Raw genomic sequence first — 23313 nt, 5'->3', positions numbered from 1 at the left:
TAGCTATTTTCCGGAAAGGGTGCGGCGGCATCCCGGCTCCATCCGTATGCCGCTGCACGGTGGCAATGGCGAATCATGAACGTGCCGGACCAGAGGAGGTACCATCATGGTGATCGACTTCAGCACATTGTACGACATGCCGAAAAGTTTCGAGAGGATGTTCGACGAGATGTCGCGTTTGCATTCGTTCAGCTCGCGGCGCACTGCATACCCGTTGCTGAACGTGCACGAGAACGATGACGGCTACACCGTGGACGTCAGCGTTCCCGGCGTGGCTCCCGGAGACGTGGAACTGACCCTTACCGACCGCAACCTGATCATCAAGGGCGAGCGCAAGGCCGCCGAGGGCAGGTACTTCAGGCAGGAACGCCTGTCCGGCTCGTTCCAGCGCATCCTGAGCCTGAACGTGCCCGTGGACCGCGACCGCGTTTCCGCCCGCAGCGAGAACGGCGTCCTGCGGGTGACCCTGCCCAAGGCCGAAGCCGTGAAGCCGCGCAAGATCGCCATCGAATCGCAGGCAGGAGGTGTGCAATGATGACCGACATCGCCGAACGCAACGCCGACCTGGCCCACGCCGAACCCACCGGGGCCGAACGGTCTTCGTCGGTGCGCGAGGGCCGCGTCGCGCGCATCGAGCGGGTATCCCCGGCCACGGACATCATCGAGCAGGCCGACGGCTTCCACATCCTGATGGACCTGCCCGGCGTGCCGCCGGACGGGCTGACCATCGATCTCGAGGAGAACGAGGTCACCGTCACCGGGCGCAGCAGCTACGCCCCGGCGGGCAACGACCGGCGCATGCACGCCGAGTTCGACGCCGTGGAGTTCGTGCGCACCTTCACCCTATCGGACATGGTGGACAGAGAGCGCATCCGCGCCGTGCTCAAGGACGGGGTGCTGAACCTGTTCCTGCCCAAGGCCGAGGCGGCCAAGCCCCGGCGCATCGAAATCTCGCAGGGGTAACGCAATTCGCCGTCGCAATGAAAAAGGCCCCCGGCATTGCCGGGGGCCTTTTCGCATCGGGCAAGGATGCGCCGGGTGAACGACCTGTCGAAACACTACACCTATAGGGGCTGTCTTCCATTAGGATTTTCGTTCGTTGGCGAGGAAAACGAGCCTGCCATGAGGGAGTGCCCTAGCCGTTAGGTGAGCGAAGCGAACCTTACGGATGAGGACAGCAACGCCATGGCAGGCGCAGTTTGACGACGCCAACGGACGAAAAGACAATTGGGAGACAGTCCCTACCGGAACCAGCCGCGCCTGTGGAAAAACCACATCATCCCCCCGGCCACGGCCAGCATGGCCGCCAGCGCCGTGTAGTAGCCGTAGTCCCAGTCCAGTTCCGGCATGTGGCGGAAGTTCATGCCGTAGACGCCCGCGATGACCGTGAGCGGCATGCACACCGCCGTGAGCACCGTGAGCACCCGGATGCGGTGGTCGGTGCGGCGTTGCAGCACCAGCAGGCAGAGCTGGTACAGGTCGCGCAGGCGCATTTCCAGCCGGCCCTGGCTGCGGGCCAGGTGGTTCTGGTTGTCCATGATGTCGCGCAGGCCCTCGCGCTGGCTGGTCAGGGGCAGGGCGGTGGCCTGAAGCGTCTGGAGCGTGGCCAGGCAGTAGAACTGGTCCTCGAACTGGATGGACAGCCGGGTGATGGCGCGCTTCAGCGGCAGGATGTCATCGGGGTTGACCGCGTCGGGGGTGTCGTCCAGCATTTCGGCCAACTGCTCCACGCGCGAGCGCGCCTCCATGTAGAAGTGCACGTTGGCGTCGATGCACGCATCCAGCAGGAAGATGAGCAGGGCCTGCACGCTGGCCTGCAACGGCGCGTTGCCCGAGCGGATCATCTGCACCAGCCGGTCCAGCAGGGGGATGTCCTCGTCGTGCAGGGTGATCATGCGGCCGGGCAGGCAGAGCACCGTCAGGTAGCGGCCGTGCTGGGCGTCCCAGTCGTGGCGGGTGGGCAGGTGCACCATGATGCCCGAGGGGAACACGCTGACCTCGGGGTAGCGGCGCGGGGAAAGGCAGGCTTCGGTCACGTCGTCGGGCAGGTCGTAGGGGGCGAGGAAGCGGCCCAGGTCGTCGCGCGAGGGGGTGGCGACGTCTTGCCAGATGACGGCGGGCCTCGGGGACTCGGCACCGCCTGGCCAGATAACGGCGGGCCTCGCAGGCTCGGCCTCGTTCGACGACATGCCATCGTGCCTTGTGGATTCGGCCCCGCCGGTCCCGTCCGTCGTGGCCGCGCCGGACGCCCGCGGGCAGGCCCCGTCCGGCGCGGAGGGCGGTTCCGTGCCGGGCGGCACGGGGGCGATGGTGCAGTCCGGCGCCAGGTGCAGGGTGCGCACGCGCAGGCTGCCCATGCGGAGGGCGGTTTCGGGGTCGGTCATGAAGGGTGCGGTCATGGAATGTACGCTCCGGAAGATGCGCACCGGGTGGATGCGTTCATGGGGGCGTGTGTACCATCATTCACGGCGTTGCGTAAGGGCGTGGCGCGCGGCGCCGGGAACGGCCGTTCGATCCGCGCGTACGCGTTGCCCGAATACGGCGTGCGGCCTGCCGCCGCTTTCCGGGTTGTTCCGGCGATTATCGCCTCTTCTCCATGGGTATCCGGCTCCGTCGCCGGTGCGGCGGACGCCTTTTGGACTTGCCTTCGCCGCCCTGCGGAGGTAAGGAAGCCGTTCCGCAACACCCCGCCCGACCACAGGTGCCAGCCTGTGGTTTTTTTACGGTGGGGGGCGCTCCGCCACGGCCATGCCGCCGGGCTTTCATGATCCCCGACAGTTGCGTCCACGGGCCGATGCCCGCCGCGCCCGGACCGAGCGTCCGGGGGCAGCGCGTCGTCCATGTCCCGGATGTTGTTGACAGATGCGTCGCGGAATGCAGGCCGCGACAGGGGCGGGGAAGGCCGGTGAGGCCACGCGGGCGCGCCGTTGCGGCGGTTACACGGGTGCGGGCATGCTCCCCGCCGGAGGCCGCGCCATCCCCTTGCCGGGGGGCGGACGGCGGGCGCGGGGTGGATTCATTCTTTTCCGGGTCGGTGCGCGCGGCCGACGGCGCATGCCGTCGGCGGGCCTGCGTCGCCCGTCAGGCGAAAGGTGTGTTGATGCGTAGTACAGGACTTGCCGCCGGGACGATCATCGAAGCCAAGTGCACACGATGCAACGACATTACCGGCCACGTCATCGTGGCCATGGTCGGCGGTGAAGTGGTGAAGGTCGAATGCCGGGCCTGCGGCTCGGTGCACAAATACCGTCCCCAGAAAAAGGACGCCCCGCGCGGCGCCGCGCCCTCGGTGCGCAAGGTGCGCGCGGGCTCCACCCGCGCCGAGGCCGTGGACGTTTCCTCATCGCGTTCCGAGGCCGCCCGCAAGGCCGCCGCCACCCGCGCCCAGCAGCGCGCCGCGCGCGACGCCGAGGCCACCGAGGTGGCCTGGAAGGTTGCCATGACCCGCAACGCGGCCGCCGCCAACCGCACGTACAGCATGAACGAAAGCTACGAAGAGGGCGAGATCATCGACCATCCGGTGTTCGGCCCCGGCGAGGTGCGCGCCGTGGTGCGCCCCGACAAGGTCGAGGTGCTCTTTCAGGACGGCCTGAAGGTGCTACGCTGCGTTTGCTAGGCAGTTGCGCTGCGTCTGCCAGGTAGTTGCGCGGCGGGCCTTCGCGTCCGCGACCTCATGGACAACGAAAAAACCCGGACCAAGGTCCGGGTTTTTTCGTGTGCCGTGCGCGAGTGCGCGCCGGTTCAGCGTCCCCCGTGCGCAAGCCACGTGCGGATGTCGCGGAACGCCGTGCGCGCCGTGAAGTCCAGGGTCAGCGGGGTCACCGAGACCACCCGGTCCACGCTCAGGGCGTACACGTCGGTTTCCGGCGATTCGCCGGGCGCGGGTCCCTTGGTCACGGTGGCGTCGCCCAGCCTGCTGCGCGGCGAAGGGTCAACCAGCCGCGATTCGTAGTACATGCCCGGCGAAAGGCGGGTCAGCCGCCACGGGGTGTCCGGGGTGGCCCCGGCGGGCACGTCTATCTTCAGCACGTGCACGTCGCCGGGCAGGCCGCGCTCCAGCACCATGCCCGCGAACAGCGAAAGGAAGTGCATGGCCGCGCTCCAGTCCTGCTCGGTGTAGGCGTGGTGCGATTCGATGCCCGTCTCCATGGACACCGCCAGCGCGGGAATGCCCCGGCAGGCCCCCTCCAGCGCGGCGCCCACGGTGCCGGAACTGGTGATGCTGGCCCCCAGGTTTTCGCCGTAGTTGATGCCGGACACCAGCAGCGCGGGGGCGTAGCCGGGCATCACCTTCAGCCCGTGGCCCACGGTGGCCGCCGGTGAGGCGTCGCAGGCCCAGGCCCGCAGGGGCGCGCCCGCCACGGTCAGTTCCACCTGTTGCAGGACGGCGTTGCGGTCGCCGGTCTGGGCGCGGCCCATGGCCGTCTGCTGGCGCAGCGGGGCGAACACGTCCACCGCGCCCAGGGCGTGCAGCGCCTCGGCCGCGGCCAGCAGGCCGGGCGAGCGTACCCCGTCGTCGTTGGTCAGCAGGATGCGTGGTGCGGTCATGTGCGTGTCTCTCTGCGCGCGGCTGGCGGGCCGGGCGTCGTCAGCGTGTTTCCGGGGTGTCCGCCTCGCGGGATGCGCTGGCGGCCCCGGCGGTGATGAATTCCACGGCGCGGTCCTCGGCAACGGGACGCGAAAAATGGTAGCCCTGTACCGCGTGGCAGCCCAGTTCGGCCACGATGGCGAACTGTTCCGCCGTCTCCACCCCCTCGGCCACCACGTGCAGGCCAAGGCTGCGGCCCAGGGTGACCACGGTGCGCACGATCTCGCGGTTTTCCGCGTCCCCGGCCACGGCGGAGACGAACGAGCGGTCCACCTTCAGGGTGTCCACCGGGAAGCGTTGCAGGTAGGCCAGGGACGAATAGCCGGTGCCGAAGTCGTCGATGCCGATGCCCACCCCCAGCCTGCGCAATGCTTCCAGACGTTGCAGCGCCCCGTCCGGGTCCTGCATGATGGCCGTTTCGGTGATTTCCAGCTTCAGGGCATCGGGAGGCAGGCCCGTGTCGGACAGGATGCGGGCCACCCGGCCGGTGAGGTTGGGCTGCGACGCCTGCCGCGCCGAAAGGTTCACCGAGACGTACAGGTCTTGCGCGCCGGGCAGGGTGGCCCGCCAGCGGGCCAGGGTGGCCGCCGCCTGTTCCAGCACCCACTGGCCTATGCGCAGGATGAGCCCCGTCTCTTCGGCCATGGGGATGAACCGGGCGGGCGGCACCGCGCCTTCGGTGGGGTGGAGCCAGCGCACCAGCGCTTCGAACCCCAGCAGGGTGGAGCCGTCCACGGCGAACACCGGCTGGTATTCCAGATACAGCTGCTTGCGGCGCATGGCCATGGAAAGGTCGCCTTCCAGGGTCATCATTTCCATGGCGTGGCGGTGCATGGCCTGGTTGAACACCCGGAACCGCCCCTTGCCCCGGGCCTTGGCCTGGTACATGGCGATGTCCGCGTCGCGCAGCAGCCCGTCGGCCGTGTCGTATGCCTGGGTGCGCAGCACGATGCCGATGCTGGCCGAGGTGCGCACCACCTTGGCCCCCATGCGCACCGGGCGTTCCAGCGCGGCCAGCAGGCGGCGGGTGATCTGCACGATGCGCCGGGGCGAGTCCACGTCTTCCAGCAGCAGGGCGAACTCGTCGCCGCCCAGGCGGGCCACGGTGTCGCCCGCGCGCACCACCGGGCGCATGCGCCGGGCCACCTCCACCAGCAGGTTGTCGCCCGTGGTGTGGCCGTGGCTGTCGTTGATGAACTTGAACCGGTCCAGGTCCAGCATCAGCACCGCGAACCGATGGTTGGCGTTGCGGCGGCGGCGCTGGATGGCCCGGTCGATGCGGTCCAGCAGCAGGGCGCGGTTGGGCAGGCCGGTGAGCGGGTCGTGCAGGGCGAGGTGGGTCAGCATTTCCTCGCCCTGCTTGCGCTCGATGGCCACGGCCACCTGTTCGGCCACGGGCACCATCAGTTCCGCGTCGCGGGCCGAGAAGAATTCCGAATCCTCGTAGTGCTGCACCACCATGGCCCCGATGACCTTGCCGCGCGAGCGCAGCGGGGTGCCCAGCCAGGCCGCCGGGCGCGAGCCGAACACCGGGCGCGCCTCGATGTCGTCGCTGTGCAGGTGCAGTTGCCTGCCGGTGCGGATGACCTCCAGCGTGGGGCTTTTCACCACGGGGTCGGAAATGTGCTCCACCTGGCTGTAGCGGGCGTCGCGCTCGTCGGCGAAGTAGGCGAAGTCGAGCCTGTCCCCCGGCTCGTCCACCAGCGCGATGAAGAAGTTGGGGGCCTGCACGTGGCGGCGCAGGGCGGCGTGGATGGACTGGAACAGTTCGTCCAGGTCGCGCGTTTCGTTGATGGCGTTGGCGATGTGGAACAGGATGCCCGCGATGGCCTCGCCCTGCTTGCGGTCGGTGATGTCGGCCAGGGCCCCGGCCACCCGGTTCAGGCGGCCGCCGGGGCCGCGCCGGGCCGCGCCGCGCGCCAGCACCCAGCGCCACGTGCCGTCGGTGTGGCGCATGCGGAACTCGTGCTCGAAGCGTTCCGCGTCTTCGCCGGTGACGCGGCGCACCTCGGACAGCACGCCCAGCCGGTCCTCCGGGTGCAGGATGGCCGCGATGTCCATGGGCGTCAACGTCTCGTGGGCGGCGCGGCCCATGATGTCGAGGCAGCGCGGCGAATGGTACAGGGTGTTGGTGGCCAGTTCCCATTCCCAGATGCCGTCGTTGGTGGCCGAAATGGCCATGTCGTAGCGCTGGCGGCTCTTTTCCAGTTCCAGCATCTGGGAATGGCGTTCGGTGACGTCGCGGATGGTCTGGATGACCCCGTCCAGGCGGCCTTCGCCGTCGCGCAGGGCGGACGCCACGGTCCACACGTGGGCGCCCCGGCCGCCGTACAGCGTGGGCACGTAGGCCTCGGCCGTCAGCTTGTCGCCGTGCCCGCCGAACTGGGTGTAGTGGCTGGGCAGGGGCATGTCCGGACTGAAGAACCGGTCGCCCAGCAGGGGAATGCGTTCGCCGTAGAAGGGCAGGGCGTATTCGAAGTTGCCGCGCCCCAGCATGTCGGCGGCGGAATGGCCGGTCATTTCCTCCATGGCGCGGTTCCAGGCGATGACCCGGCGGTTCGCGTCCAGCACCAGGGCGGCGTCGGGCAGGAAGTCGATGATGTCGCGCAGCCTGCGCCAGGCCTCGGAAAGCCGGTCCTGCATCACCTTCTGCTCGGTGATGTCCAGCACGAAGCCGTCGATGAATTCCGCCTCGGCCCCAGCTCTGTCGGTCTTGTCGGTTCTGTCGGTCCTGTCGGCCGCCCTGCCGGAGTCCGGGCCGCTCACCAGCCGCGCGCTGACCAGCCCCCAGTACAGGGAGCCGTCGCGGCGCTTCAGGCGCAGTTCCATGCGGTCCACGCGGCCGGTGGCCCGCATGGCGTCCACGAAGCGTCGGCGGTCGTCCGGGTTGGCGTACATCTGGTTGGGGATGTCGGTGACCAGGGCCAGCATTTCATCGGTGGAGGCGCATCCCCAGATGCGCGCGTACTCCGGGTTGACGTTCTCGTAGCGTCCGTCCGGCGTCACCCGGAAGATGCCCACCGGCGCGCTGGTGAAGATGGCGTGGTACTGCTCGCGGGCGTGGTTTAGGTCACCGGCGTGGTTCAGGCCGCCTGCGTGACCGGCGAGGTCCGCCGGGCGCGACGATGCCGACGGACCGGACGGCAGGGCCTGCCGTGCGTCGCGGGCTTCGTCCTGAGCGGCGCTTCCGGCCCTGCCGCGCCGCACGAGCAACCCGGCCAGCAGGCCGAGCGCAAGCCCGGCGGCAAGGCCGAGCAGCAGCGGGGCTGCGGTCCAGACCGGCGTCCCGGCGGCGATGCCTTCACCGGCGGCCAGCGCGGGGCGGGCCGTGGCCGTGGCCAGCAACGGCGGGGCAAGCAGGAATGACGCGGGCGGGAAAACCGGCAGGCGGTGGATGCGGCGGGGGCGGTCGGCGGTATGCTGGCGCGCGGCGGGTGCCTGGTCCGGCGGAAGACTGCGGGAACGGCGGCGCGGGCAGGGGGCGGACGCACGCGAGGGCGCGTGCGGTGATGCCTCCTGCGGCCATGACGCCTTGCGGCGGGTGGTCATCTGAGGCCCTTCGGGAAACGGCGTTGGATGAAAAAAGGATAGAGGATTCCGTTCCGTTTGAAAAGCGGCCCGGAGGGCATGTGCCTGATGTAATGGAGCATTGGCCCCGGTTCATGCCCCGGTCCGTGCCCCGGTTGGCCCCATTTTTGCCCGGCGGGGGCGGCGGAGCGGGTGCTTTCGGCGCGGAGCGCGCACGCAGGGGGGCATCACCCTTGATGTTTCCTGTTGACGGATGGCCCCGCATGGGGCAAGGGCAGAAACTGGGGCCGCGCAGCAGGACATCGGTCCTGTCCCGATGAAACGGCGCGGGAGTGTTCCATTCTTAGTGAGAGGTTTTCCGCATGGCCAAGTCTATCTATGTCGGCAATCTGCCATGGGCCGCCACCGAGGACGAAGTGCGCAGCCTGTTCAGCACTTACGGCACGGTGCTTTCCGTCAAGCTCGTCACCGACCGTGAAACCGGGCGCGCCCGCGGCTTCGGCTTTGTCGAAATGGATGACGCCGCGGCGGCGGCGGCCATCGAAGCCCTGGACAACACCCCGTTCGGCGGGCGCAACCTGCGCGTCAACGAGGCACAGCCCAAGGCGCCCCGTCCGCCCAGATACTGACCGCACCCTGCACGCCGCATTCCGCGCCGCCCCGGGACAGCAGGTTCCGGGGCGGCGTTCTGCATGGCTCCGCGCCCCGTGCGGAACAGGCCCTGCGCGGGCCATGTTGCATCCCTCGCCCGCACGCTGTATATTCAGATAGGAAATCGCGCCGTCATCCCCGGCGGCGCGACAAAACGATTCCGTCTCAAGACAAGGAGAACGAGATGCGTCAACTCAAGGCCCTCGTGGCGCTGCTGATCGTCGGGCTTGCCCTTTCCGGCTGCGCCCAGACCTATGGCGGCGGCACTTACAAGGGCGGGCAGACCCGCATGTCGCACACCGTGCAGTACGGCACCGTGGAACAGGTCAACGACTCCGTGATCGAGGACAGTCCCAGCGGTATCGGCGCGCTGGGCGGCGCCGTGGTGGGCGGCGTGCTCGGCAACATGATCGGCGGCGGCAAGGGCCGCGTGCTGACCACGCTTGGCGGCGCCGTGGCCGGTGGTGCCGCGGGCTACGCCGGCGAGCAGGCCATCAAGACCAAGAAGGCCATCGAAATCACCGTCAGGCTGGAAAACGGGCAGATGATGTCCGTGGTGCAGGAACCGGACGAAACCTTCATGGTGGGCGACCGGGTGCGCGTGCTGACGGGCAATGACGGGTCTGCCCGCGTGCGTCACTAGCAGTTGTTTCTAAATAGTCTTTTCGCCCGTTGGCTGCGTCAAACTTCGCCTGCCATTGCGTTGCTGTCCTTATCCGTAAGACTCGCGCTACGCGCTCGCTAACGGCTAAGGCTCGGTCAAATACCGTAAGAGTACGCTCTGCGGTCGCCATCCGTAAGGTTCGCTTCGCTCACCTAACGGCTGCCGCACTCCCTCATGGCAGGCTTGTTTTCCTTGCCAACGAACGAAAATCCTTATTTGGAAACAACCGCTGGCACTGCGGTACCCCGCCGCTGTACACCAGAAGACAAATGCGTATACTGGACCCGTCCCGGCCTTCCGGGGCGGGTCTTCCCTCTTCTTCAGGACGTGTCGCCGGGTGGTGCCCGCCGCGCACGTCGCACGACGCCACCACACCGCGCCGGCGGCGGGCCGGCCTTCACGAACGCGACGGAGGATACCGATGCTTGATCCCAGGGAATGCATCCTGTACAGCGGCGGCGCCGCGGGAACCGAGGCCTGTTTCGGCGCCACGGCCGAGGCGTATGGCCTGCAGGAGGTCAACTACAGCTTCGAGGGCCATCAGGTGGAACGCATGCGCGGGGTGCGCGTGCTGACCAGCGAGGAGCTGGCCCTGAAGGACGTGAGCCTGACCTACGTTTCGCGGCTGATGAGCCGCCAGTACACCCGCGCCCCCCTGTTCCGGAAGGTGTTGCAGTCCATCTGCTGGCAGGTCAGCAGCGGCCACGAGGTGTTCGTGGTGGGCGAAGTGATGGAGGACGGGACGGTCAAGGGCGGCACCGGCTGGGGCGCCGAGTTCGCCAAGATCTGCAACAAGCCCCTGTTCGTGTTCGACCAGGTGAAGAATGGCTGGTTCCGCTGGGAACAGGACGCCTGGCTGCCCGAGGCGGCCCCGCGCATTTCCCACCGCCACTTCACCGCCACCGGCACCCGGTTCCTCGAGGACAACGGCAAGGCCGCCATCGAGGCCCTGTTCGCCAGATCCTTCAGCCGCTAGACAACGACCCAGCGTAGTTTCGGGGGCCGTCGGCGACGGCCCCCTTCGTTTTTGGGCCGCGCGCCGCATCCATGGCGGCCGGTCCGCCCGGCGTGTTCCCGTGTGTCCCGTCGCCATGTTTCCGCGACCTCATCGACGACCTTATCCACGACCTTATTTACACTCATGGGGCGGGCTCGCACCCCGCCACCGCCGCCACGGAGAAGTCATGCCGCCGCAACCGGAGCAACGCACCACCCGCTCGGGCCTTTGGGGAGCCCTTGGCGCGTTCGGCCTGTGGGGCCTTTTGCCCCTGTACTGGAAGCTCGTGCAGCAGGTGCCCCCCTTCGAGATACTGTGCCACCGCATCGCCTGGTCGGTGGTGTTCCTGCTGCCGCTGGTGCTGCTGGGCGGCCGCATGGCCGAGGTGCGCGCCGCCGTGGCCTCGCGCCGCAACCTGCTGACCATCGTGGGCAGCAGCCTGCTCATCGGCGGCAACTGGTTCCTGTACATCTGGGCCGTGAACTCGGACATGGTGCTGGAAACCAGCCTGGGCTACTACATGACCCCGCTGGTCAACGCCCTGCTGGGCGCGCTGGTGCTGGGCGAGCGGCCCAGCCGCGTGCAACTCGCGGCCATCGCCATCGCGGCCGCCGGGGTGCTGTCCATGCTGGTCTCGTACGGCAGGCTGCCGTGGGTGGCGCTGGTGCTGGCCGTGTCCTTCTCGTTCTACGGCCTGCTGCGCAAGCTGGTGCGGGTGGAATCCATCCCCGGCCTGTTCATCGAAACCATGCTGCTGGTGCCCCTGGCTGCCGGGTATCTGGCCTGGGTGGCCTGGCAGGGGGGCGGGGCGCTGGGGCACCAGGGCCTGGCCACCGACCTCTTGCTGGTGGGCGCGGGCATCGCCACCTCCACTCCGCTGCTGTGCTTTGCCTTCGCGGCGCGGCGGCTGCGCCTGACCACGCTGGGGGTCATGCAGTACATCGCGCCCAGCCTGGCCTTTCTGTTGGGAGCCTTCGTGTTCCGCGAGCCGGTGACCTCCGCCCACATGCTGACCTTCGCCTGCATCTGGACGGCGCTGGCCCTGTATACGGCGGACGGACTTCGTGCGGCCAGGAGCGCCTATCGTCATGCCGTCCGGTGACAGCCGCCGGGTTTTGGAGTAGCCTGAAAAGAGCGGTCGTGCGACCGTGACCCGTGCGTGGCCTGTGCGCGATCCCCGTGCGACATGGCGACGCCATCGGGTGCGTTCCCGTTGCGGGGGTGCGCCGCGCATGGGACGTGGTGCGCGCGGGCGGGCAACCCATCATACCCGGAGGCTGCACATGACGAGGAAGATGTTGTCGCTGCTGTCGATGATAACGGTGCTGCTGCTGCCCTGCCTGGGCCATGCCGCGCCCAGGGAGTTCCGCCTGCTGACCTGGAAGGGCTACGCCCCGGCGGAACTGGTGGAGAAGTTCGAGAAGGAGACCGGCTACAAGGTGCAGGTGACCTACTCGAACAACGAGGAAATGATCGCCAAGCTGCGCGCCACGCGCGGCGGCGGCTTCGACCTCGCCCAGCCGAGCCAGGACCGCATCTCTTCCGTGCAGGAAAGCTTCGGCCTGTACCAGCCCATCGACTTCGGCCGCATCGAGGCGGCCCGGTTCATTCCCTCCATGCTCGACGCGGTGAAGAAGAACACCCTGGTCAAGGGCAAGTCCTACGCCGTGCCGTTCTGCTGGGGCACCGACGGCCTCATCGTGAACCGCAAGTTCGCGCCCGAGGCCAGGAGCTTTTCCGACCTGCTCGATTCCAGATACGCCGGGCGCGCCAGCTACCGCCTGAAGCGCCCCACCATCATCGCGCAGGCCTTCGGCATGGGCGTGGACCCCTTTGCCCTGTACGCCGATGAGGCCGCCTACCAGAAGATGCTGGACCAGGTGGAAGGCAAGCTCATCGCCGCCAAGGGCGTGGTGAAGAACTACTGGACCAACGGCGACGCCCTGCTGGAATCCATGCGTTCGGGCGAAGTGCACATCGCCCAGGCCTGGGACAACGGCGGCTTCAAACTGCACGCCGAAAACCCGGACATCGACTTCGTGGCGCCCGTCACCGGCGCGCTGGGCTGGATCGACACCTTCGCCATCCCCGCCAAGGCCGACAACGTGGACGCCGCGTACACGTGGATCAACTTCATGATGCGGCCCGAGAACGCGGCCGTGTTCACCAACGCCGAAGACACCCCCACCGCCGCCGTGGGCGTGGGCGAACGCCTGAAGCCCACCTTCCGCGCCGACTTCGAACGCTGCTACCCGCAGCAGGTCATCGACAACATCAAGTGGTACCCGCCCGTGCCCGCCAGGCTCGAAGCCATGGAAGGCAAGGCGCTGGACCGGGTGAAGGCCGCCCAGTAGCATGATGCCGGGGCGCCGCGCCTGTCGGTGAAGGCGGGGCGGCGCCCCCCCCCGATTCCGTGGTTCCGTGGTTCAGTGGATCCGTGGACCCGTTTTATCCGGAACAGGACGCGCCGGGCATGCAGGGCCCGGCGGTTCCGCCCCTTCCATCGCCGTGGGGCGGAGCCGCGATGGATACCGGACGGCCCGGCGCGGCGGGAGTGCATGACCAGATGCCCACAGCTATTTCCCCGAACATTTTCCCGGACATGCCCCCGAACATTTCGGTGGACCTTTCGGTCACCAACATCGTCAAGCGCTTCGAACGGTTCACGGCGGTCGACGACGTGTCGTTCGAGGTGGAGCAGGGCAAGTTCTTTTCCATCCTCGGCCCCTCGGGCTGCGGCAAGACCACCCTGCTGCGCATGATCGCGGGCTTCGAAGCGCCGGATTCCGGGGTCATCGCCATTCGCGGGCGCGACATGGCGGGCATCGCCCCCAACCGCCGCCCGGTGAACCTGATCTTTCAGCATCTTGCGCTGTTCCCCATGATGTCCGTGGCCGAGAACGTGGCCTTCGGCCTGAAACGCCGGGGCATGGCCGGGGGCGAGATCGCCCGCAGGGTGCGGGACGTGCTGGAACGCGTGGGCCTGCCCGGCTACGGCGCCAAGATGCCTGCTCAGCTTTCCGGCGGACAGAAGCAGCGCGTGGCCATCGCCCGCTGCCTGGTGCTGGAGCCCGCCGTGCTGCTGCTGGACGAACCCCTGGGCGCGCTGGACCTGAAGCTGCGCGAGCAGATGAAGGTGGAGCTGAAGACCCTTCAGGCCGAGGTGGGCACCACCTTCGTGTACATCACCCACGACCAGTCCGAGGCGCTGGTCATGTCCGACCACGTGGCGGTCATGAACGCCGGGCGCTTCGAGCAGGTGGACACCCCGCGCAACCTGTACCGTCGGCCCGCCTCGGCCTTCGTGGCCGGGTTCGTGGGCGAGACCAATGTCTGGACGGGCACGCTGGATGAGGTCACCGGCGACGCGGGCCTGGTGCGCACCGACGAGGGCGCTGTCTTCCGCGCCCGCGTGGCCGCCGGGCTTGCCAGGGGCGCGCGGGTGGACATGTTCATCCGGCCCGAGGCCGTGCTGATCGACCCCGACGGCGCGTCCTGCGTGGCCCCGGACGCGGACGGCGATGCCGCCCCCGGCGGCGACGCCCCCCTGCCGCCGCGCGGGGCGTGCTCCAACCGCGCGCAGGTGCAGGTGCAGGCCATCCTGTTCGACGGCGCGGCCAGCCGCCTGCTGGCCCATCCGGAAGGTTCGCGCCGCGAGATCACGGTGGCCCTGCCCCAGAACCGCCTGTACGACCACATCAAGCCCGGCGACCGCATCTCCGTGGGCTGGGACGACCGCGCGGGCATCTGCTTCGCGGCCGGGAGCGGGCGATGAGCCCCGCCGCCATGCCTTCCGCCCCTTCCGCGTCCGTGAAATCCGGGCTCGTGAAATCCGGGCCGGGCATGCGCCTGACCCTGGCGCTGTTCCTGACCCCGGTGGCGCTGTGGCTGGGGCTGCTCATCGTGCTGCCGCACATCGACCTTCTGATCATGTCCTTCCGCATGGACCCGGCCTTCGGCGACGGGGGCTGGAGCCTCGAAAACTACCACCAGTTCTTCGCGGAACCCATCTACTGGCTCACCTTCGTGCGCACGGCCGGGTATTCGGTGCTGGTCACCCTGCTGACCTTTCTGGTGTCCATGCCCGTGGCCTTCTACGTGACCAAGGTGGTGGACCGGGGCGCCTCGCGCTTTCTGCTGACCATGCTGCTGCTGCCGTTCTGGGTGAGCGAACTGGTGCGGGTGTACGGCTGGATGATCCTGCTGCGCGAAAGCGGCGTGCTGAACCACTGGCTGACGGCGCTCGGCATCACCGCCGCGCCCGTGGAAATGCTGTACAACGACGCGGCCATGATCATGGGCCTGGTGTACACCTCCATGCTGTTCATGGTGGTGCCGCTGGTCTCCGTTCTGGAAAGCCTGGACGACAGCCTCATCGAGGCCGCCTGCGACCTTGGCGCGGGCCCGTGGACCATCATGCGCACCATCGTGGCGCCGCACTGCATGCCGGGCATCATGTCCGGGTCCATCGTGGTGTTCATGCTCACCCTCGGCAACTACCTGACGCCCAACCTGATGGGCGGCAAGAACTCGCTGTGGTTCACCGAGCAGATCTACAACCAGTTCATCGCCAGCTTCAACTGGAACCAGGGCGCGGCCTTCGGCTTTCTGCTGCTGGCGCTGTCGTCGTGCATCATCTGGCTGGGGCTGAAGCTGACCGGCCAGAAGCTGAGCAGGGTGGTGCAATGATCCGTTCGCTGCCGCGCTCGCGCGGCTACACCATGGGCTACGGCCTGTATGTCGCGCTGTACTTCGTCTTTCTGTTCGCGCCGCTGGCGGTCACCTGCGTGCTGGCCTTCAACGATTCGCAGTTTCCCTCGCTGCCGTGGAAGGGTTTCACGCTGGACTGGTTCCTGGCCGACCTGCCCGCGCGCACCGGCATCTTCCACGACCGGGGCAACCTGTCGTCCATCCTCACCAGCGCCCGCACCGCCATCCTCGTGTCCGCGCTGGCCACCCTGGTGGGCACCTGCGCCGCCTTCCTGTTCGAACAGGAGGAGTTTCCGCTGAAGGGCGCGCTGTACTTCCTGATGCTGGCCCCGCTGGTGATCCCCGGCGTCATCCTGGGCATCTCCATCCTCATTGCCGCCACCACCGCGGGCGCCTTCATGGAGGACGCGCTGGGCATCGACGTGGGCATCCTGCGGCCCGGCTTCTGGCTGGTGGTGCTGGGGCAGTTCTCGTTCATCACCACCTTCGTCACCCTTGTGGTGTCCGCCCGGCTCAAGAAGTTCGACCGCACCCTTGAAGAGGCCGCGCTGAACCTGGGGGCCACGCGGCTGGAGGTGATCCGGTACATCACCCTGCCGTTTTTGCGCACGGCCATCATCGGCGCGGGCGCCGTGGCCTTCCTGATGTCGTTCGAGAACTTCAACACCACCCTGTTCCTGGTGGGCTCGGAACCCACCCTGCCCATCAATCTGTATTTGCAGGTGCGCGACGGCTCCACCCCCGTCATCAACGCCATCTCGTTCCTGCTCATCGTGGGGACCTCGCTGGTGGCGTGCGTGAATCTGTATGCCGGACGGAGGACTGAAGCCAGTTAGCGCGCCTTGTCCTTTTGCCTTGCGGCAGCCCGACCCGAAGGGCGCGCAGCGTGGCCGTTAGACGAGCTTGCGAGTCTTACGGCCATCGAGAGCAACGCTGTCAGGCATCGTTTTTTGCTCCGGTCACGGACGGAAGAGTCCGCTCCCTGCGCAAAAAGCTCACCTTCCTTGCCGGAAGGCAAAAATCCTGCGGCGCGCGGGCGGGGTGGGTATGCTCATCTGCATCGTTGTCTGTCTGTGAAATCGTCTTGTTTCCTTGATTCAGGAGGTCAGCATGTCCGGCGCAACCATGTCCCGTGAAGGATATTTCGCCCCGCGTGAAGGGCGGGTGCTGTGCATCGCCCATCGCGGCGCGCGTTCCGTGGCACCCGAAAACACCATCCTCGCCGCCCAGCGCGGGCTGGAAGAGGGCGCGGACCTGTGGGAACTGGACGTGCAACTCACCGCCGACGGGCATCTGGTGGTGGTGCACGACGACACCCTGGAACGCACCACCGACGTGGCCTCCCGTCCGGAATACGCTGGCCGCGCGCCATGGCGAGTCCGCGACTTCACCCTGGACGAGGTGCGCGGGCTGGATGCGGGCGGCTGGTACCAGGCCGCCGATCCGTTCGGGGTGGTGGCCTCGGGCGGCGTGACCGCCGATGACCTGGCCCTGTTCCCCGGCCTGCGCATCCCCACGCTGGACGAAGCCCTGGCCTTCACGGCGGACCACGGCTGGCGCGTCAACGTGGAGATCAAGGACATGGCCGCCAATGGTCCCGGCTACCCCGGCGACGAGGCGGTGACCCGCGCCGTGCTGGAGTGCATCCGCGCGCACGGCCTGACGGAGCGGGTGCTGTTGTCCTCGTTCCGGCACGCGTACCTGCGCCACGCGGCGGCCATGGAACCCGCGCTGGCCCTTGCCGCGCTGGTGGAGGACGTGCGCCCGGACGACCCGATGGCCCTGTGCCGCGACCTTGGCGTGGTGGCCTACCACCCCGGCGGCGACATCGTCACGGAAGCGGACGTGGCGGCCCTGCGGGCCATGGGCGTTGCCGTCAACGTGTGGACCGTGAACGAAGAGGCGGACATGCGCCGCTTTCTCGACTGGGGCGTGGACGGGCTGATCACCGATGTTCCGCTGCTGTGCTGGGGGGTGCTGCGGGAAAGGGGGCAAGGCGCATAGGGGCTGTCGCCCCGGCCTCGCGCGCCGTTCCGCGCGTTCGCGGGATGCGTGCCATCCGCCCACGAAACCGGTCGCATGTCCGGCCGCATGTCCGGCGGCATGTCCGCATGGTTGACCCGGCGCGCCACAAGGCGTAGGCCGTGCGCTCGGGCATCCGCATCCGCCGTGGTGGCGGTGCAGGGCGCCCGTCCCGCAACCCGCGCCGGACCTTGTCCGGCCAGCTTCCGCCCTGCGGAGGAACCGCATGCCCGCCCTCGGGACCGGCGAAATCGCCGCCCTGTCCACCGCCGCCCTCTGGGCGGTGTCGTGCCAGATCCACGCCATCCTTTCCCGGCGTCTCGGCCCCCATACCCTGATCCTGCTGCGCCTGCCCATCTGCATCGTGATGTTCGGCGCGTGGTGGGGCGCATCCGTGCTGTTTTTCGGCGGCGGGGTGATGGTCCCCGGCGCGCCCGGCTCCCCCGGCTCGCCCGGCTGGATGGGCACGGGCGGCCCCAGCCCGCTGGCCTTGGGCGCGCTGGCCCTTTCCGGGGTGGTCGGCGTGGCCCTGTGCGACCTGCTGTTCTATTCCGGCGTGGTGCTGGTGGGCGCGCGGGTGGCCCTGCTGGTGCAGTCGCTGTCCACGGTGATCACCGCCGTGCTCGGCTACCTGCTGTTGGGCGAGGCCATCGGCCCCATGGGCATCGCGGGCATCCTCATCGCCACGGCCGGGGTGGCCTGGGTGGTGGGCGACAGCGGCACGGTGCCCGAAGGCGCGGTGCCCCTGTCGCGCGCGGTGCGCCTGCGCGGGGTGGGGCTGGCCTTCGCCTCGGCGCTGGCGCTTTCCAGCGGCATGGTGCTGTCCAAGCAGGGGCTGTCCGAGGGGGTGGACCCGCTGTTCGCCGCGCTGCTGCGCATGGTGGTGGCCATGGGCGTGTTCTGGCCCACGGCCATGCTGACCGGCAGGCTGCGCCCGGCGCTGGGCGTGGTGCGCGGCGACCGCCACAACTTCCGCCTGCTGCTGGCGGCCTCGCTCATCGGGCCGGTGGTGGGGGTATGGTTGTCGCTGGTGGCCATCGGCGCCACCCAGACCGGCATCGCCGCCACCCTCATCGGGCTGGAGCCCATCTTCATCATTCCCGTGGCCGCCATGGTGGAGCGGCGCTGGCCCACGCCCCGCGCCATTGCCGGGGCGGGCATCGCCTTCGCGGGCACGGCGTTGCTGTGCCTGCGCAACGTGCTGTAGGCACGGTCCCCCGTGCGAACAGGAAAAAGCGCCCGGATGAATTCCGGGCGCTTTCGTTTCAGGGGCGGATGTCCGGCGGCTGGCCGCTACGCCTCGCCCACGGCCATGTCCAGAGCGTCGCCGGTTGCAGCGGGCGCGCCGCGCCCAGTCCCTACAGTCCCTATGGTCCCGTGATTCGCCTCGAAGGCGTGACCCCACTTGCACATCTCGGACAGCACCGGCAGCACGCTGCGGCCAAGTTCGGTCAGCGAATATTCCACGCGCGGCGGCACCTGGGGGTACACCTGGCGGTGCAGCACGCCGTCCGATTCCAGTTCGCGCAGTTGCTGGGTGAGCATCTTCTGGGTGATGTTGGGCATGATGCGCCGCAGTTCGCTGAAGCGCAGCGTGCCGTCCTGCCCGAGCCGCCACAGGATGATGGGCTTCCACTTGCCGCCGATGACCTGCAGGGTCAGCTCCAGCGCGCAGTAGTATTCCTTGCCCGCGCAGTGCTTGAGGGTGCATGCCGTGACCATCTGGTACCTCCGCGCGAAACATAGTAGCATCTGCGGTATCTTTCAAGACCCTACGGTATGGTGCAGGATACTATGCCACAAAATGGTGCGTACTTGATGGAAATGCCCAAGCGGGTATTTTGACCCGTACCGGTTCGCCATGGGCGGGCCGGTCCCGACGCCCGCCGCGCCGCCGGGTGAAGTTGCCCGCAAGGTCCGGCGCGCCGCCGGATACCACCCCCGGAATTGAAGCGACACGGACTCCCGCCTTGTCAGACAGCGCCCGCACGGCGCAGGAGGTTTGTTTCATGGACGTCTTTTCCGCCATCCACGGCCGCCGTTCCATCCGCAAGTATACCGAGGCCCCGATTGCCGAGGCCGACGTGCGCGACATCCTGGCCGCCGCCATGGCCGCGCCCAGTGCGGGCAACGCCCAGCCGTGGCGCTTCGTGGTCGTGGACGACCGCAAGCTGCTGGAGGCCGTCCCCGCGTTCAGCCAGTACGCCGCCATGGCCGCCAGGGCGCCGCTGGGCATTCTGGTGTGCGCCGACCTGACGGCCGAAAAGTATCCCGGCTACTGGGTGCAGGACTGCTCCGCCGCCGTGCAGAACATCCTGCTGGCCGTGCACGGCAAGGGGCTGGGCGCGGTGTGGACCGGGGTGCACCCCATGAAGGACCGCGAGGACGGTTTCCGCCGCCTGCTGGGCCTGCCGGAGAACATCGTGCCGCTGGGCTTCATCGTCATCGGCCATCCGGCCCAGGAACTGGCCCCGCAGGACCGCTACGACGCCGCCAAGATCCACTGGAACGGGTGGTAGCATGCCCATCGTCAACGTTGTGGCCAACCCCATGACCACGGACGACAAGCGCGAACTGGTGCGCGAGCTTACCGCCACGACGGCGCGCGTCATGAAGCTGCCGCCCGAGACCATCACCGTGCTCATCGACTGCCGCCAGCCCGAGGACATCGGCGTGGCCGGGGTGCTGCTGGCCGACCGGAAGAAATGACGGGCGGCGGCCCGCGCCGCCCGCCCGTCCCCATCCCCCCCCCTCCACATTTCCGCGCGTCCTCCCTTTTGCGGGGCAGGGCGGCGCATCACGGAGACACCATGAGCGCATCCATTTTCGCACCCGTGCGCATCGGCAACCTGGAATCGCCCAACCGCTTCGTCCGCTCCGCCACCTGGGAAGGGCTGGCCACCGACGACGGCCTGGCCACCCCGGCCCTGGCCGAGGTGCTGGGCGAACTGGCCAAAGGCGGCGTGGGCGTGGTCATTCCCGGCCACGCCTACGTGGAAAAGCGCGGGCAGGCGGGGCCGCGCCAACTCGGCATCCACGACGACGCGTGCATCCCCGGCCTGCGCATGCTGGCCGACGCCGTGCACGCGGGCGGCGGGCGCATCGTGGCCCAACTGGCCCACGCGGGCGGTCTGGCCCACACCCCGGCCACGGGCGAGCCCGGCATGACCGCCACCCCCTTCGAGCGGGACGGCTTTCCGCCCATGCGCGAAATGACCGCCGCCGACCTGGACGCAGTGGTGGCCGCCCTGGCCGCCGCCGCGCGCCGCGCCGTGCAAGCGGGCTTCGACGGGGTGCAGGTGCACGGGGCGCACGGCTACCTGCTCAGCCAGTTCCTGTCGCCCGCGCGCAACAGGCGCGCCGACCAATTCGGCGGCAGCCTGGAAAACCGCATGCGGCCCCTGCTGATGGCGGTGCGCGCCGTGCGCGAGTCCGTGGGGCCGGACTTTCCGGTGTGGGTGAAGCTGAACTGTTCCGACTTCATGGATGGCGGGTTCGAACTGGACGACATGCTGGAAACGGCCCGCCAGGCCGTATCCGCCGGGGTGGACGCCGTGGAAATGTCCGGCGGCACGGCCATGAACCCGCCGAACCGCATGCCCGCCCGGGTGACGCGCATCCGCACGCCGGAGGACGAGGCCTGGTACCGCAAGGCCGCGCGCCGCTTCAAGGCGGAGGTAGGGGCCGAGGTGGGCGCGCCGCTGATCCTGGTGGGCGGCATCCGCACCCCGCAGGTGGCGCAGCAACTGGTGGACGAGGGCACGGCCGACATGCTCTCCATGTGCCGCCCGCTGATCCGCGAGCCCGGCCTGGTGCGCCGCTGGGCCGATGGCGACGACGCCCGCGCCGCGTGCATCTCGTGCAACAAGTGTTACGGCCCGCTGCGCGAGAACCGCGGCTTCTACTGTCCCGTGGCGCGCGGCGAGGCGGCCGGGGAATAGCGCCGGGCACTCGGGCCTTGAGCGAGGCGGCGAAACCGCGTACCCGTCGTGGACCGGGTGCAACCCGCAATTCCACCAGGAGCCGCGCATGAAGATTCTCGCCATCGACAAGGTTCGCGAAGACGCCACCCCCGACGTCATCCGCGCCAACTTCCTGAAGGAAGTGGCCCATACCATCAAGCTGTACCTCGCCGACGTGGTCCGCGAGGTGTATTTCCGGCAGGACCGTTCCGGCACCGTCATGGTGCTGGAAGCCCCCTCCCTTGAGGAGGCGCAGTCGCTGATCGGCACGCTGCCCCTGGTCAGGCAGGGGCAGATCGAGTTCGAACTGATTCCCCTTGGCCCGTACGTGCCGCTGGGCCTGCTCATCGAAGAGGCCGACAGCCCGGCGGAAGCAACCGCCGCAGGCCCCGCGCAATAGCCCGGATACGGGCCGCGCGCCCCGCGTGCCGTTCCGCCCTCCCTGGCCGGAACGGACAGGGCGCGCGCGGCCCCGCCTCCGGATGCGGCGCGGGCCATGCCACCAAACCATCATGTCCCCCCACAACCCGGAGGTTCTTTCCATGCATGTCGCAGTCTTCAACGGCAGCCCCCGCAAGAACGGCAACACGTCCATCCTGCTCGGCACCGTCCGTCGTGAACTTGAGGCCGCAGGCGTCACCACCGAGGAATTTCGCGTGGGCGGCAAGGCCGTGCGCGGCTGCATCGCCTGCATGAAGTGTTTCGAGAAGCAGGACGGCCAGTGCATCCAGACCGGCGACCCCATGAACGAATGGATCGCCGCCATGCACAAGGCCGACGGCGTCATCCTGGGCTCGCCCACCTATTTCGCCAACGTCTCCACGGAAATGAAGGCCCTCATCGACCGAGCGGGCATGGTCTCCATCGCCAACGGGGGCGCGCTGCGCATGAAGGTGGGCGCGCCCGTGGTGGCCGTGCGGCGCGGCGGCGCGCAGCAGGTGTACAACGGGCTGATGGCCTTCTTCGGCATCGCCGAGATGGTGGTGCCGTGTTCCAGCTACTGGAACGTGGGCATCGGCCTGGCTCCCGGCGACGTCAACGGCGACGAGGAGGGCATCCGCACCATGGTCAACCTGGGCCGCAACATGGCCCACGTGCTGCAATGTCTGAAGAACGGGCCGGAGGCTCCGGCGTCGCTCAAGGGCGGCGAAGTCTAGGAAGGAGGCGGCTGGCGGCGGGACTGGTGGGACCGGCGGGACGCATTGCGGCCCCGGCGCGTTCCGCGTGCCCCGCCCTGCCGTACCACGCGCATGACCGGCGGCGCGGGCGGGCTTTTCGTCCCGTCCGCGCCGTGTTACGTGGCGGGTAAGGCGGCGGAGTCGGCCGCGAACATCCGGGGGGATGGGAAGCAGGCGCATGAGTGACGGCACGCGGGATGTTCCGGCTGGTTTTCCGGCCGGTTTGCAGCGCCAGGCGGACGCGGGCGGCTACGGCCTGCTGACCCCCGACGAGGCGTGGCGGCGGGTCCAGGCTGGTTCGCTGAGCGTGGTGGACGTGCGCGATGCGCCGCACTTCGAGGCCGGGCACGTGCCCGGCGCGCTGTGCTTTCCCCTGCCGCCCACCTGGGTGGCCCGCCTCTTGCGGCGCTGGTGGCTGCACAAGGTGCTGTGCGCCGTGCGGTGCCCCGCCGTGGCCTTCGTGTGCGGCGGGGCCACGTCCTCGCGCAGCGATTCCGCGGCCCGCGCCGCCGTGGTGCAGGGCTTTGCCGTGGCCTACCGCATCGCGGGCGGCATGGATGCCTGGCACGCCGCCGGGCTGCCCGTGGAGTTCGGTCCCTGCGGACCGTGCGCGCCGCCGGGGGACGGTATCGTCATGGGCCGGGCCGAGCGGGATGCCGCCCCCCCTACCGCCTGTTCCGGCGGCGGCTGACGGCTGCGCTGACGGTGGCGCGGCGCGCCACCCGGTAGCGATGCATTTCGCGTCCGCCGGTTGCGCGAAATTCCCCTACAGGTAATGCGGCGGCGGTCCGGTATCCTCGCCGCCGTCGTCCTCCATCATCCGGGTGAGCGAGCGCAGCCGTTCGCGCGCCGCCTCCAGCAGCCGTTCCGTCTCGTCCAGTTGGGCCTGCTGGCGCACCAGCGCGTCGTTCAGTTCGCGCAGGGCCTGTTCCTGAAAATAGACGGTCTCTTCCAGCCGGGCCAGCCGGTCTTCCAGTTCCTTGGTCATGTCATGCTGTCCGTGATGTGTCGGC

General features: G+C 68.8%; 24 protein-coding genes. 19 read left to right on the top strand and 5 right to left on the bottom strand.

Translation table 11 applies throughout. The annotated features are described in order from the left end of the window. Nucleotides 1-106: 106 nt before the first annotated feature. Nucleotides 107-535 (top strand): Hsp20/alpha crystallin family protein, encoded by a 429-nt coding sequence (locus V6B97_RS01995; protein WP_333504813.1) that lies wholly within the window; start codon nucleotides 107-109, stop codon nucleotides 533-535. Beyond that, nucleotides 535-963, top strand: coding sequence for an Hsp20/alpha crystallin family protein (locus V6B97_RS01990; protein WP_333504967.1), 429 nt, complete (start codon nucleotides 535-537; stop codon nucleotides 961-963). The genes V6B97_RS01995 and V6B97_RS01990 overlap by 1 nt, the downstream gene beginning before the upstream one ends. Nucleotides 964-1241: 278 nt before the next feature. Here the strand turns inward: V6B97_RS01990 and V6B97_RS01985 are convergent, their stop codons facing one another. Next, nucleotides 1242-2399 (bottom strand): magnesium transporter CorA family protein, encoded by a 1158-nt coding sequence (locus V6B97_RS01985; RefSeq protein ID WP_333504812.1) that lies wholly within the window; start codon nucleotides 2397-2399, stop codon nucleotides 1242-1244. 701 nt (nucleotides 2400-3100) lie between these two features. Between V6B97_RS01985 and V6B97_RS01980 the strand changes: the two genes are divergently transcribed. Beyond that, nucleotides 3101-3616: a hypothetical protein gene (locus V6B97_RS01980; RefSeq protein ID WP_333504811.1), complete on the top strand. Its 516-nt coding sequence runs from the start codon at nucleotides 3101-3103 to the stop codon at nucleotides 3614-3616. 125 nt (nucleotides 3617-3741) lie between these two features. On the opposite strand, the gene surE is transcribed toward V6B97_RS01980, so the two are convergent. Both surE and V6B97_RS01970 read right to left on the bottom strand, forming a co-directional pair. Further along, the gene (gene surE / locus V6B97_RS01975; protein ID WP_333504810.1) at nucleotides 3742-4548 is read right to left on the bottom strand and encodes a 5'/3'-nucleotidase SurE; all 807 of its coding nucleotides are present in this window, start codon (nucleotides 4546-4548) and stop codon (nucleotides 3742-3744) included. 40 nt (nucleotides 4549-4588) lie between these two features. After that, nucleotides 4589-8137: an EAL domain-containing protein gene (locus tag V6B97_RS01970; protein ID WP_333504809.1), complete on the bottom strand. Its 3549-nt coding sequence runs from the start codon at nucleotides 8135-8137 to the stop codon at nucleotides 4589-4591. 341 nt (nucleotides 8138-8478) lie between these two features. Between V6B97_RS01970 and V6B97_RS01965 the strand changes: the two genes are divergently transcribed. The 10 genes from V6B97_RS01965 (at nucleotide 8479) to V6B97_RS01920 (ending at nucleotide 18367) form a co-directional block, all read left to right on the top strand. After that, a complete protein-coding gene (locus V6B97_RS01965) occupies nucleotides 8479-8745 on the top strand; it encodes an RNA recognition motif domain-containing protein (protein ID WP_035068700.1) in 267 nt (88 codons plus the stop codon). A 206-nt stretch (nucleotides 8746-8951) separates the two neighbouring features. Continuing rightward, nucleotides 8952-9410, top strand: coding sequence for a glycine zipper 2TM domain-containing protein (locus V6B97_RS01960; protein ID WP_333504808.1), 459 nt, complete (start codon nucleotides 8952-8954; stop codon nucleotides 9408-9410). A 442-nt stretch (nucleotides 9411-9852) separates the two neighbouring features. Beyond that, nucleotides 9853-10407, top strand: a complete 555-nt coding sequence (locus V6B97_RS01955; RefSeq protein WP_333504807.1) for a hypothetical protein — start codon at nucleotides 9853-9855, stop codon at nucleotides 10405-10407. Nucleotides 10408-10615: 208 nt separating this feature from the next. Further along, nucleotides 10616-11530, top strand: coding sequence for an EamA family transporter RarD (gene rarD / locus V6B97_RS01950; protein ID WP_333504806.1), 915 nt, complete (start codon nucleotides 10616-10618; stop codon nucleotides 11528-11530). Between the two features lie 181 nt (nucleotides 11531-11711). Beyond that, the gene (locus V6B97_RS01945) at nucleotides 11712-12782 is read left to right on the top strand and encodes an extracellular solute-binding protein (protein WP_442935452.1); all 1071 of its coding nucleotides are present in this window, start codon (nucleotides 11712-11714) and stop codon (nucleotides 12780-12782) included. A gap of 248 nt (nucleotides 12783-13030) precedes the next feature. Beyond that, entirely contained in the window at nucleotides 13031-14203 is a 1173-nt protein-coding gene (locus V6B97_RS01940) for an ABC transporter ATP-binding protein (RefSeq protein WP_333504805.1), read from the top strand. An 11-nt stretch (nucleotides 14204-14214) separates the two neighbouring features. Continuing rightward, a complete protein-coding gene (locus tag V6B97_RS01935; RefSeq protein WP_442935455.1) occupies nucleotides 14215-15117 on the top strand; it encodes an ABC transporter permease in 903 nt (300 codons plus the stop codon). Further along, nucleotides 15114-15974, top strand: coding sequence for an ABC transporter permease (locus tag V6B97_RS01930; protein ID WP_333504804.1), 861 nt, complete (start codon nucleotides 15114-15116; stop codon nucleotides 15972-15974). The genes V6B97_RS01935 and V6B97_RS01930 overlap by 4 nt, the downstream gene beginning before the upstream one ends. A gap of 274 nt (nucleotides 15975-16248) precedes the next feature. Beyond that, a complete protein-coding gene (locus V6B97_RS01925; RefSeq protein ID WP_333504803.1) occupies nucleotides 16249-17142 on the top strand; it encodes a glycerophosphodiester phosphodiesterase in 894 nt (297 codons plus the stop codon). A 244-nt stretch (nucleotides 17143-17386) separates the two neighbouring features. Continuing rightward, on the top strand, nucleotides 17387-18367 hold the full coding sequence (locus V6B97_RS01920) for a DMT family transporter (protein ID WP_333504802.1): 981 nt from the start codon (nucleotides 17387-17389) through the stop codon (nucleotides 18365-18367). 86 nt (nucleotides 18368-18453) lie between these two features. On the opposite strand, the gene V6B97_RS01915 is transcribed toward V6B97_RS01920, so the two are convergent. After that, nucleotides 18454-18882, bottom strand: a complete 429-nt coding sequence (locus V6B97_RS01915; protein ID WP_333504801.1) for a winged helix-turn-helix transcriptional regulator — start codon at nucleotides 18880-18882, stop codon at nucleotides 18454-18456. Nucleotides 18883-19169: 287 nt separating this feature from the next. Here V6B97_RS01915 and V6B97_RS01910 point away from each other — a divergent pair, with 287 nt between their 5' ends. The 6 genes from V6B97_RS01910 (at nucleotide 19170) to V6B97_RS01885 (ending at nucleotide 22991) form a co-directional block, all read left to right on the top strand. Beyond that, complete coding sequence (locus tag V6B97_RS01910; RefSeq protein WP_333504800.1) at nucleotides 19170-19679, top strand: nitroreductase family protein; 510 nt, start codon at nucleotides 19170-19172, stop codon at nucleotides 19677-19679. Nucleotide 19680: 1 nt separating this feature from the next. Continuing rightward, complete coding sequence (gene dmpI, locus V6B97_RS01905) at nucleotides 19681-19869, top strand: 4-oxalocrotonate tautomerase DmpI (RefSeq protein ID WP_333504799.1); 189 nt, start codon at nucleotides 19681-19683, stop codon at nucleotides 19867-19869. A gap of 101 nt (nucleotides 19870-19970) precedes the next feature. Next, nucleotides 19971-21101: an NADH:flavin oxidoreductase gene (locus tag V6B97_RS01900; protein ID WP_333504798.1), complete on the top strand. Its 1131-nt coding sequence runs from the start codon at nucleotides 19971-19973 to the stop codon at nucleotides 21099-21101. Between the two features lie 88 nt (nucleotides 21102-21189). Then, nucleotides 21190-21522 (top strand): hypothetical protein, encoded by a 333-nt coding sequence (locus V6B97_RS01895; protein ID WP_333504797.1) that lies wholly within the window; start codon nucleotides 21190-21192, stop codon nucleotides 21520-21522. Between the two features lie 142 nt (nucleotides 21523-21664). After that, on the top strand, nucleotides 21665-22279 hold the full coding sequence (locus V6B97_RS01890) for a flavodoxin family protein (RefSeq protein WP_333504796.1): 615 nt from the start codon (nucleotides 21665-21667) through the stop codon (nucleotides 22277-22279). Between the two features lie 199 nt (nucleotides 22280-22478). Further along, nucleotides 22479-22991 carry a rhodanese-like domain-containing protein gene (locus V6B97_RS01885; RefSeq protein ID WP_333504795.1) on the top strand — a complete coding sequence of 171 codons (513 nt, stop codon included), beginning with the start codon at nucleotides 22479-22481 and terminating at the stop codon, nucleotides 22989-22991. Nucleotides 22992-23066: 75 nt separating this feature from the next. Here the strand turns inward: V6B97_RS01885 and V6B97_RS01880 are convergent, their stop codons facing one another. Further along, on the bottom strand, nucleotides 23067-23288 hold the full coding sequence (locus V6B97_RS01880) for a SlyX family protein (protein WP_333504794.1): 222 nt from the start codon (nucleotides 23286-23288) through the stop codon (nucleotides 23067-23069). Nucleotides 23289-23313: the final 25 nt, after the last annotated feature.

The sequence above is a fragment of the Nitratidesulfovibrio sp. 1201_IL3209 genome (assembly GCF_036763125.1).
Taxonomy (GTDB): Bacteria; Desulfobacterota; Desulfovibrionia; order Desulfovibrionales; family Desulfovibrionaceae; genus Cupidesulfovibrio.
Note: the sequence above shows the minus strand (reverse complement) of the source record. Positions and strands in the feature narration are given on the sequence as shown.

What these genes read in the sequence shown, in the direction of transcription:
- V6B97_RS01990 (WP_333504967.1), top strand. Translation starts at nt 535, where the DNA reads ATGACCGACATCGCCGAACGCAACGCCGACCTGGCCCACGCCGAACCC.
- V6B97_RS01890 (WP_333504796.1), top strand. Translation starts at nt 21,665, where the DNA reads ATGCATGTCGCAGTCTTCAACGGCAGCCCCCGCAAGAACGGCAACACG.
- V6B97_RS01935 (WP_442935455.1), top strand. Translation starts at nt 14,215, where the DNA reads ATGCCTTCCGCCCCTTCCGCGTCCGTGAAATCCGGGCTCGTGAAATCC.
- V6B97_RS01970 (WP_333504809.1), bottom strand. Translation starts at nt 8,137, where the DNA reads ATGACCACCCGCCGCAAGGCGTCATGGCCGCAGGAGGCATCACCGCAC.
- V6B97_RS01915 (WP_333504801.1), bottom strand. Translation starts at nt 18,882, where the DNA reads ATGGTCACGGCATGCACCCTCAAGCACTGCGCGGGCAAGGAATACTAC.
- V6B97_RS01895 (WP_333504797.1), top strand. Translation starts at nt 21,190, where the DNA reads ATGAAGATTCTCGCCATCGACAAGGTTCGCGAAGACGCCACCCCCGAC.
- V6B97_RS01880 (WP_333504794.1), bottom strand. Translation starts at nt 23,288, where the DNA reads ATGACCAAGGAACTGGAAGACCGGCTGGCCCGGCTGGAAGAGACCGTC.
- V6B97_RS01900 (WP_333504798.1), top strand. Translation starts at nt 19,971, where the DNA reads ATGAGCGCATCCATTTTCGCACCCGTGCGCATCGGCAACCTGGAATCG.
- V6B97_RS01885 (WP_333504795.1), top strand. Translation starts at nt 22,479, where the DNA reads ATGAGTGACGGCACGCGGGATGTTCCGGCTGGTTTTCCGGCCGGTTTG.
- V6B97_RS01920 (WP_333504802.1), top strand. Translation starts at nt 17,387, where the DNA reads ATGCCCGCCCTCGGGACCGGCGAAATCGCCGCCCTGTCCACCGCCGCC.
- V6B97_RS01955 (WP_333504807.1), top strand. Translation starts at nt 9,853, where the DNA reads ATGCTTGATCCCAGGGAATGCATCCTGTACAGCGGCGGCGCCGCGGGA.
- dmpI (WP_333504799.1), top strand. Translation starts at nt 19,681, where the DNA reads ATGCCCATCGTCAACGTTGTGGCCAACCCCATGACCACGGACGACAAG.
- surE (WP_333504810.1), bottom strand. Translation starts at nt 4,548, where the DNA reads ATGACCGCACCACGCATCCTGCTGACCAACGACGACGGGGTACGCTCG.
- V6B97_RS01985 (WP_333504812.1), bottom strand. Translation starts at nt 2,399, where the DNA reads ATGACCGCACCCTTCATGACCGACCCCGAAACCGCCCTCCGCATGGGC.
- V6B97_RS01910 (WP_333504800.1), top strand. Translation starts at nt 19,170, where the DNA reads ATGGACGTCTTTTCCGCCATCCACGGCCGCCGTTCCATCCGCAAGTAT.
- V6B97_RS01960 (WP_333504808.1), top strand. Translation starts at nt 8,952, where the DNA reads ATGCGTCAACTCAAGGCCCTCGTGGCGCTGCTGATCGTCGGGCTTGCC.
- V6B97_RS01925 (WP_333504803.1), top strand. Translation starts at nt 16,249, where the DNA reads ATGTCCGGCGCAACCATGTCCCGTGAAGGATATTTCGCCCCGCGTGAA.
- V6B97_RS01945 (WP_442935452.1), top strand. Translation starts at nt 11,712, where the DNA reads ATGACGAGGAAGATGTTGTCGCTGCTGTCGATGATAACGGTGCTGCTG.
- V6B97_RS01995 (WP_333504813.1), top strand. Translation starts at nt 107, where the DNA reads ATGGTGATCGACTTCAGCACATTGTACGACATGCCGAAAAGTTTCGAG.
- V6B97_RS01965 (WP_035068700.1), top strand. Translation starts at nt 8,479, where the DNA reads ATGGCCAAGTCTATCTATGTCGGCAATCTGCCATGGGCCGCCACCGAG.
- V6B97_RS01930 (WP_333504804.1), top strand. Translation starts at nt 15,114, where the DNA reads ATGATCCGTTCGCTGCCGCGCTCGCGCGGCTACACCATGGGCTACGGC.
- rarD (WP_333504806.1), top strand. Translation starts at nt 10,616, where the DNA reads ATGCCGCCGCAACCGGAGCAACGCACCACCCGCTCGGGCCTTTGGGGA.
- V6B97_RS01980 (WP_333504811.1), top strand. Translation starts at nt 3,101, where the DNA reads ATGCGTAGTACAGGACTTGCCGCCGGGACGATCATCGAAGCCAAGTGC.
- V6B97_RS01940 (WP_333504805.1), top strand. Translation starts at nt 13,031, where the DNA reads ATGCCCCCGAACATTTCGGTGGACCTTTCGGTCACCAACATCGTCAAG.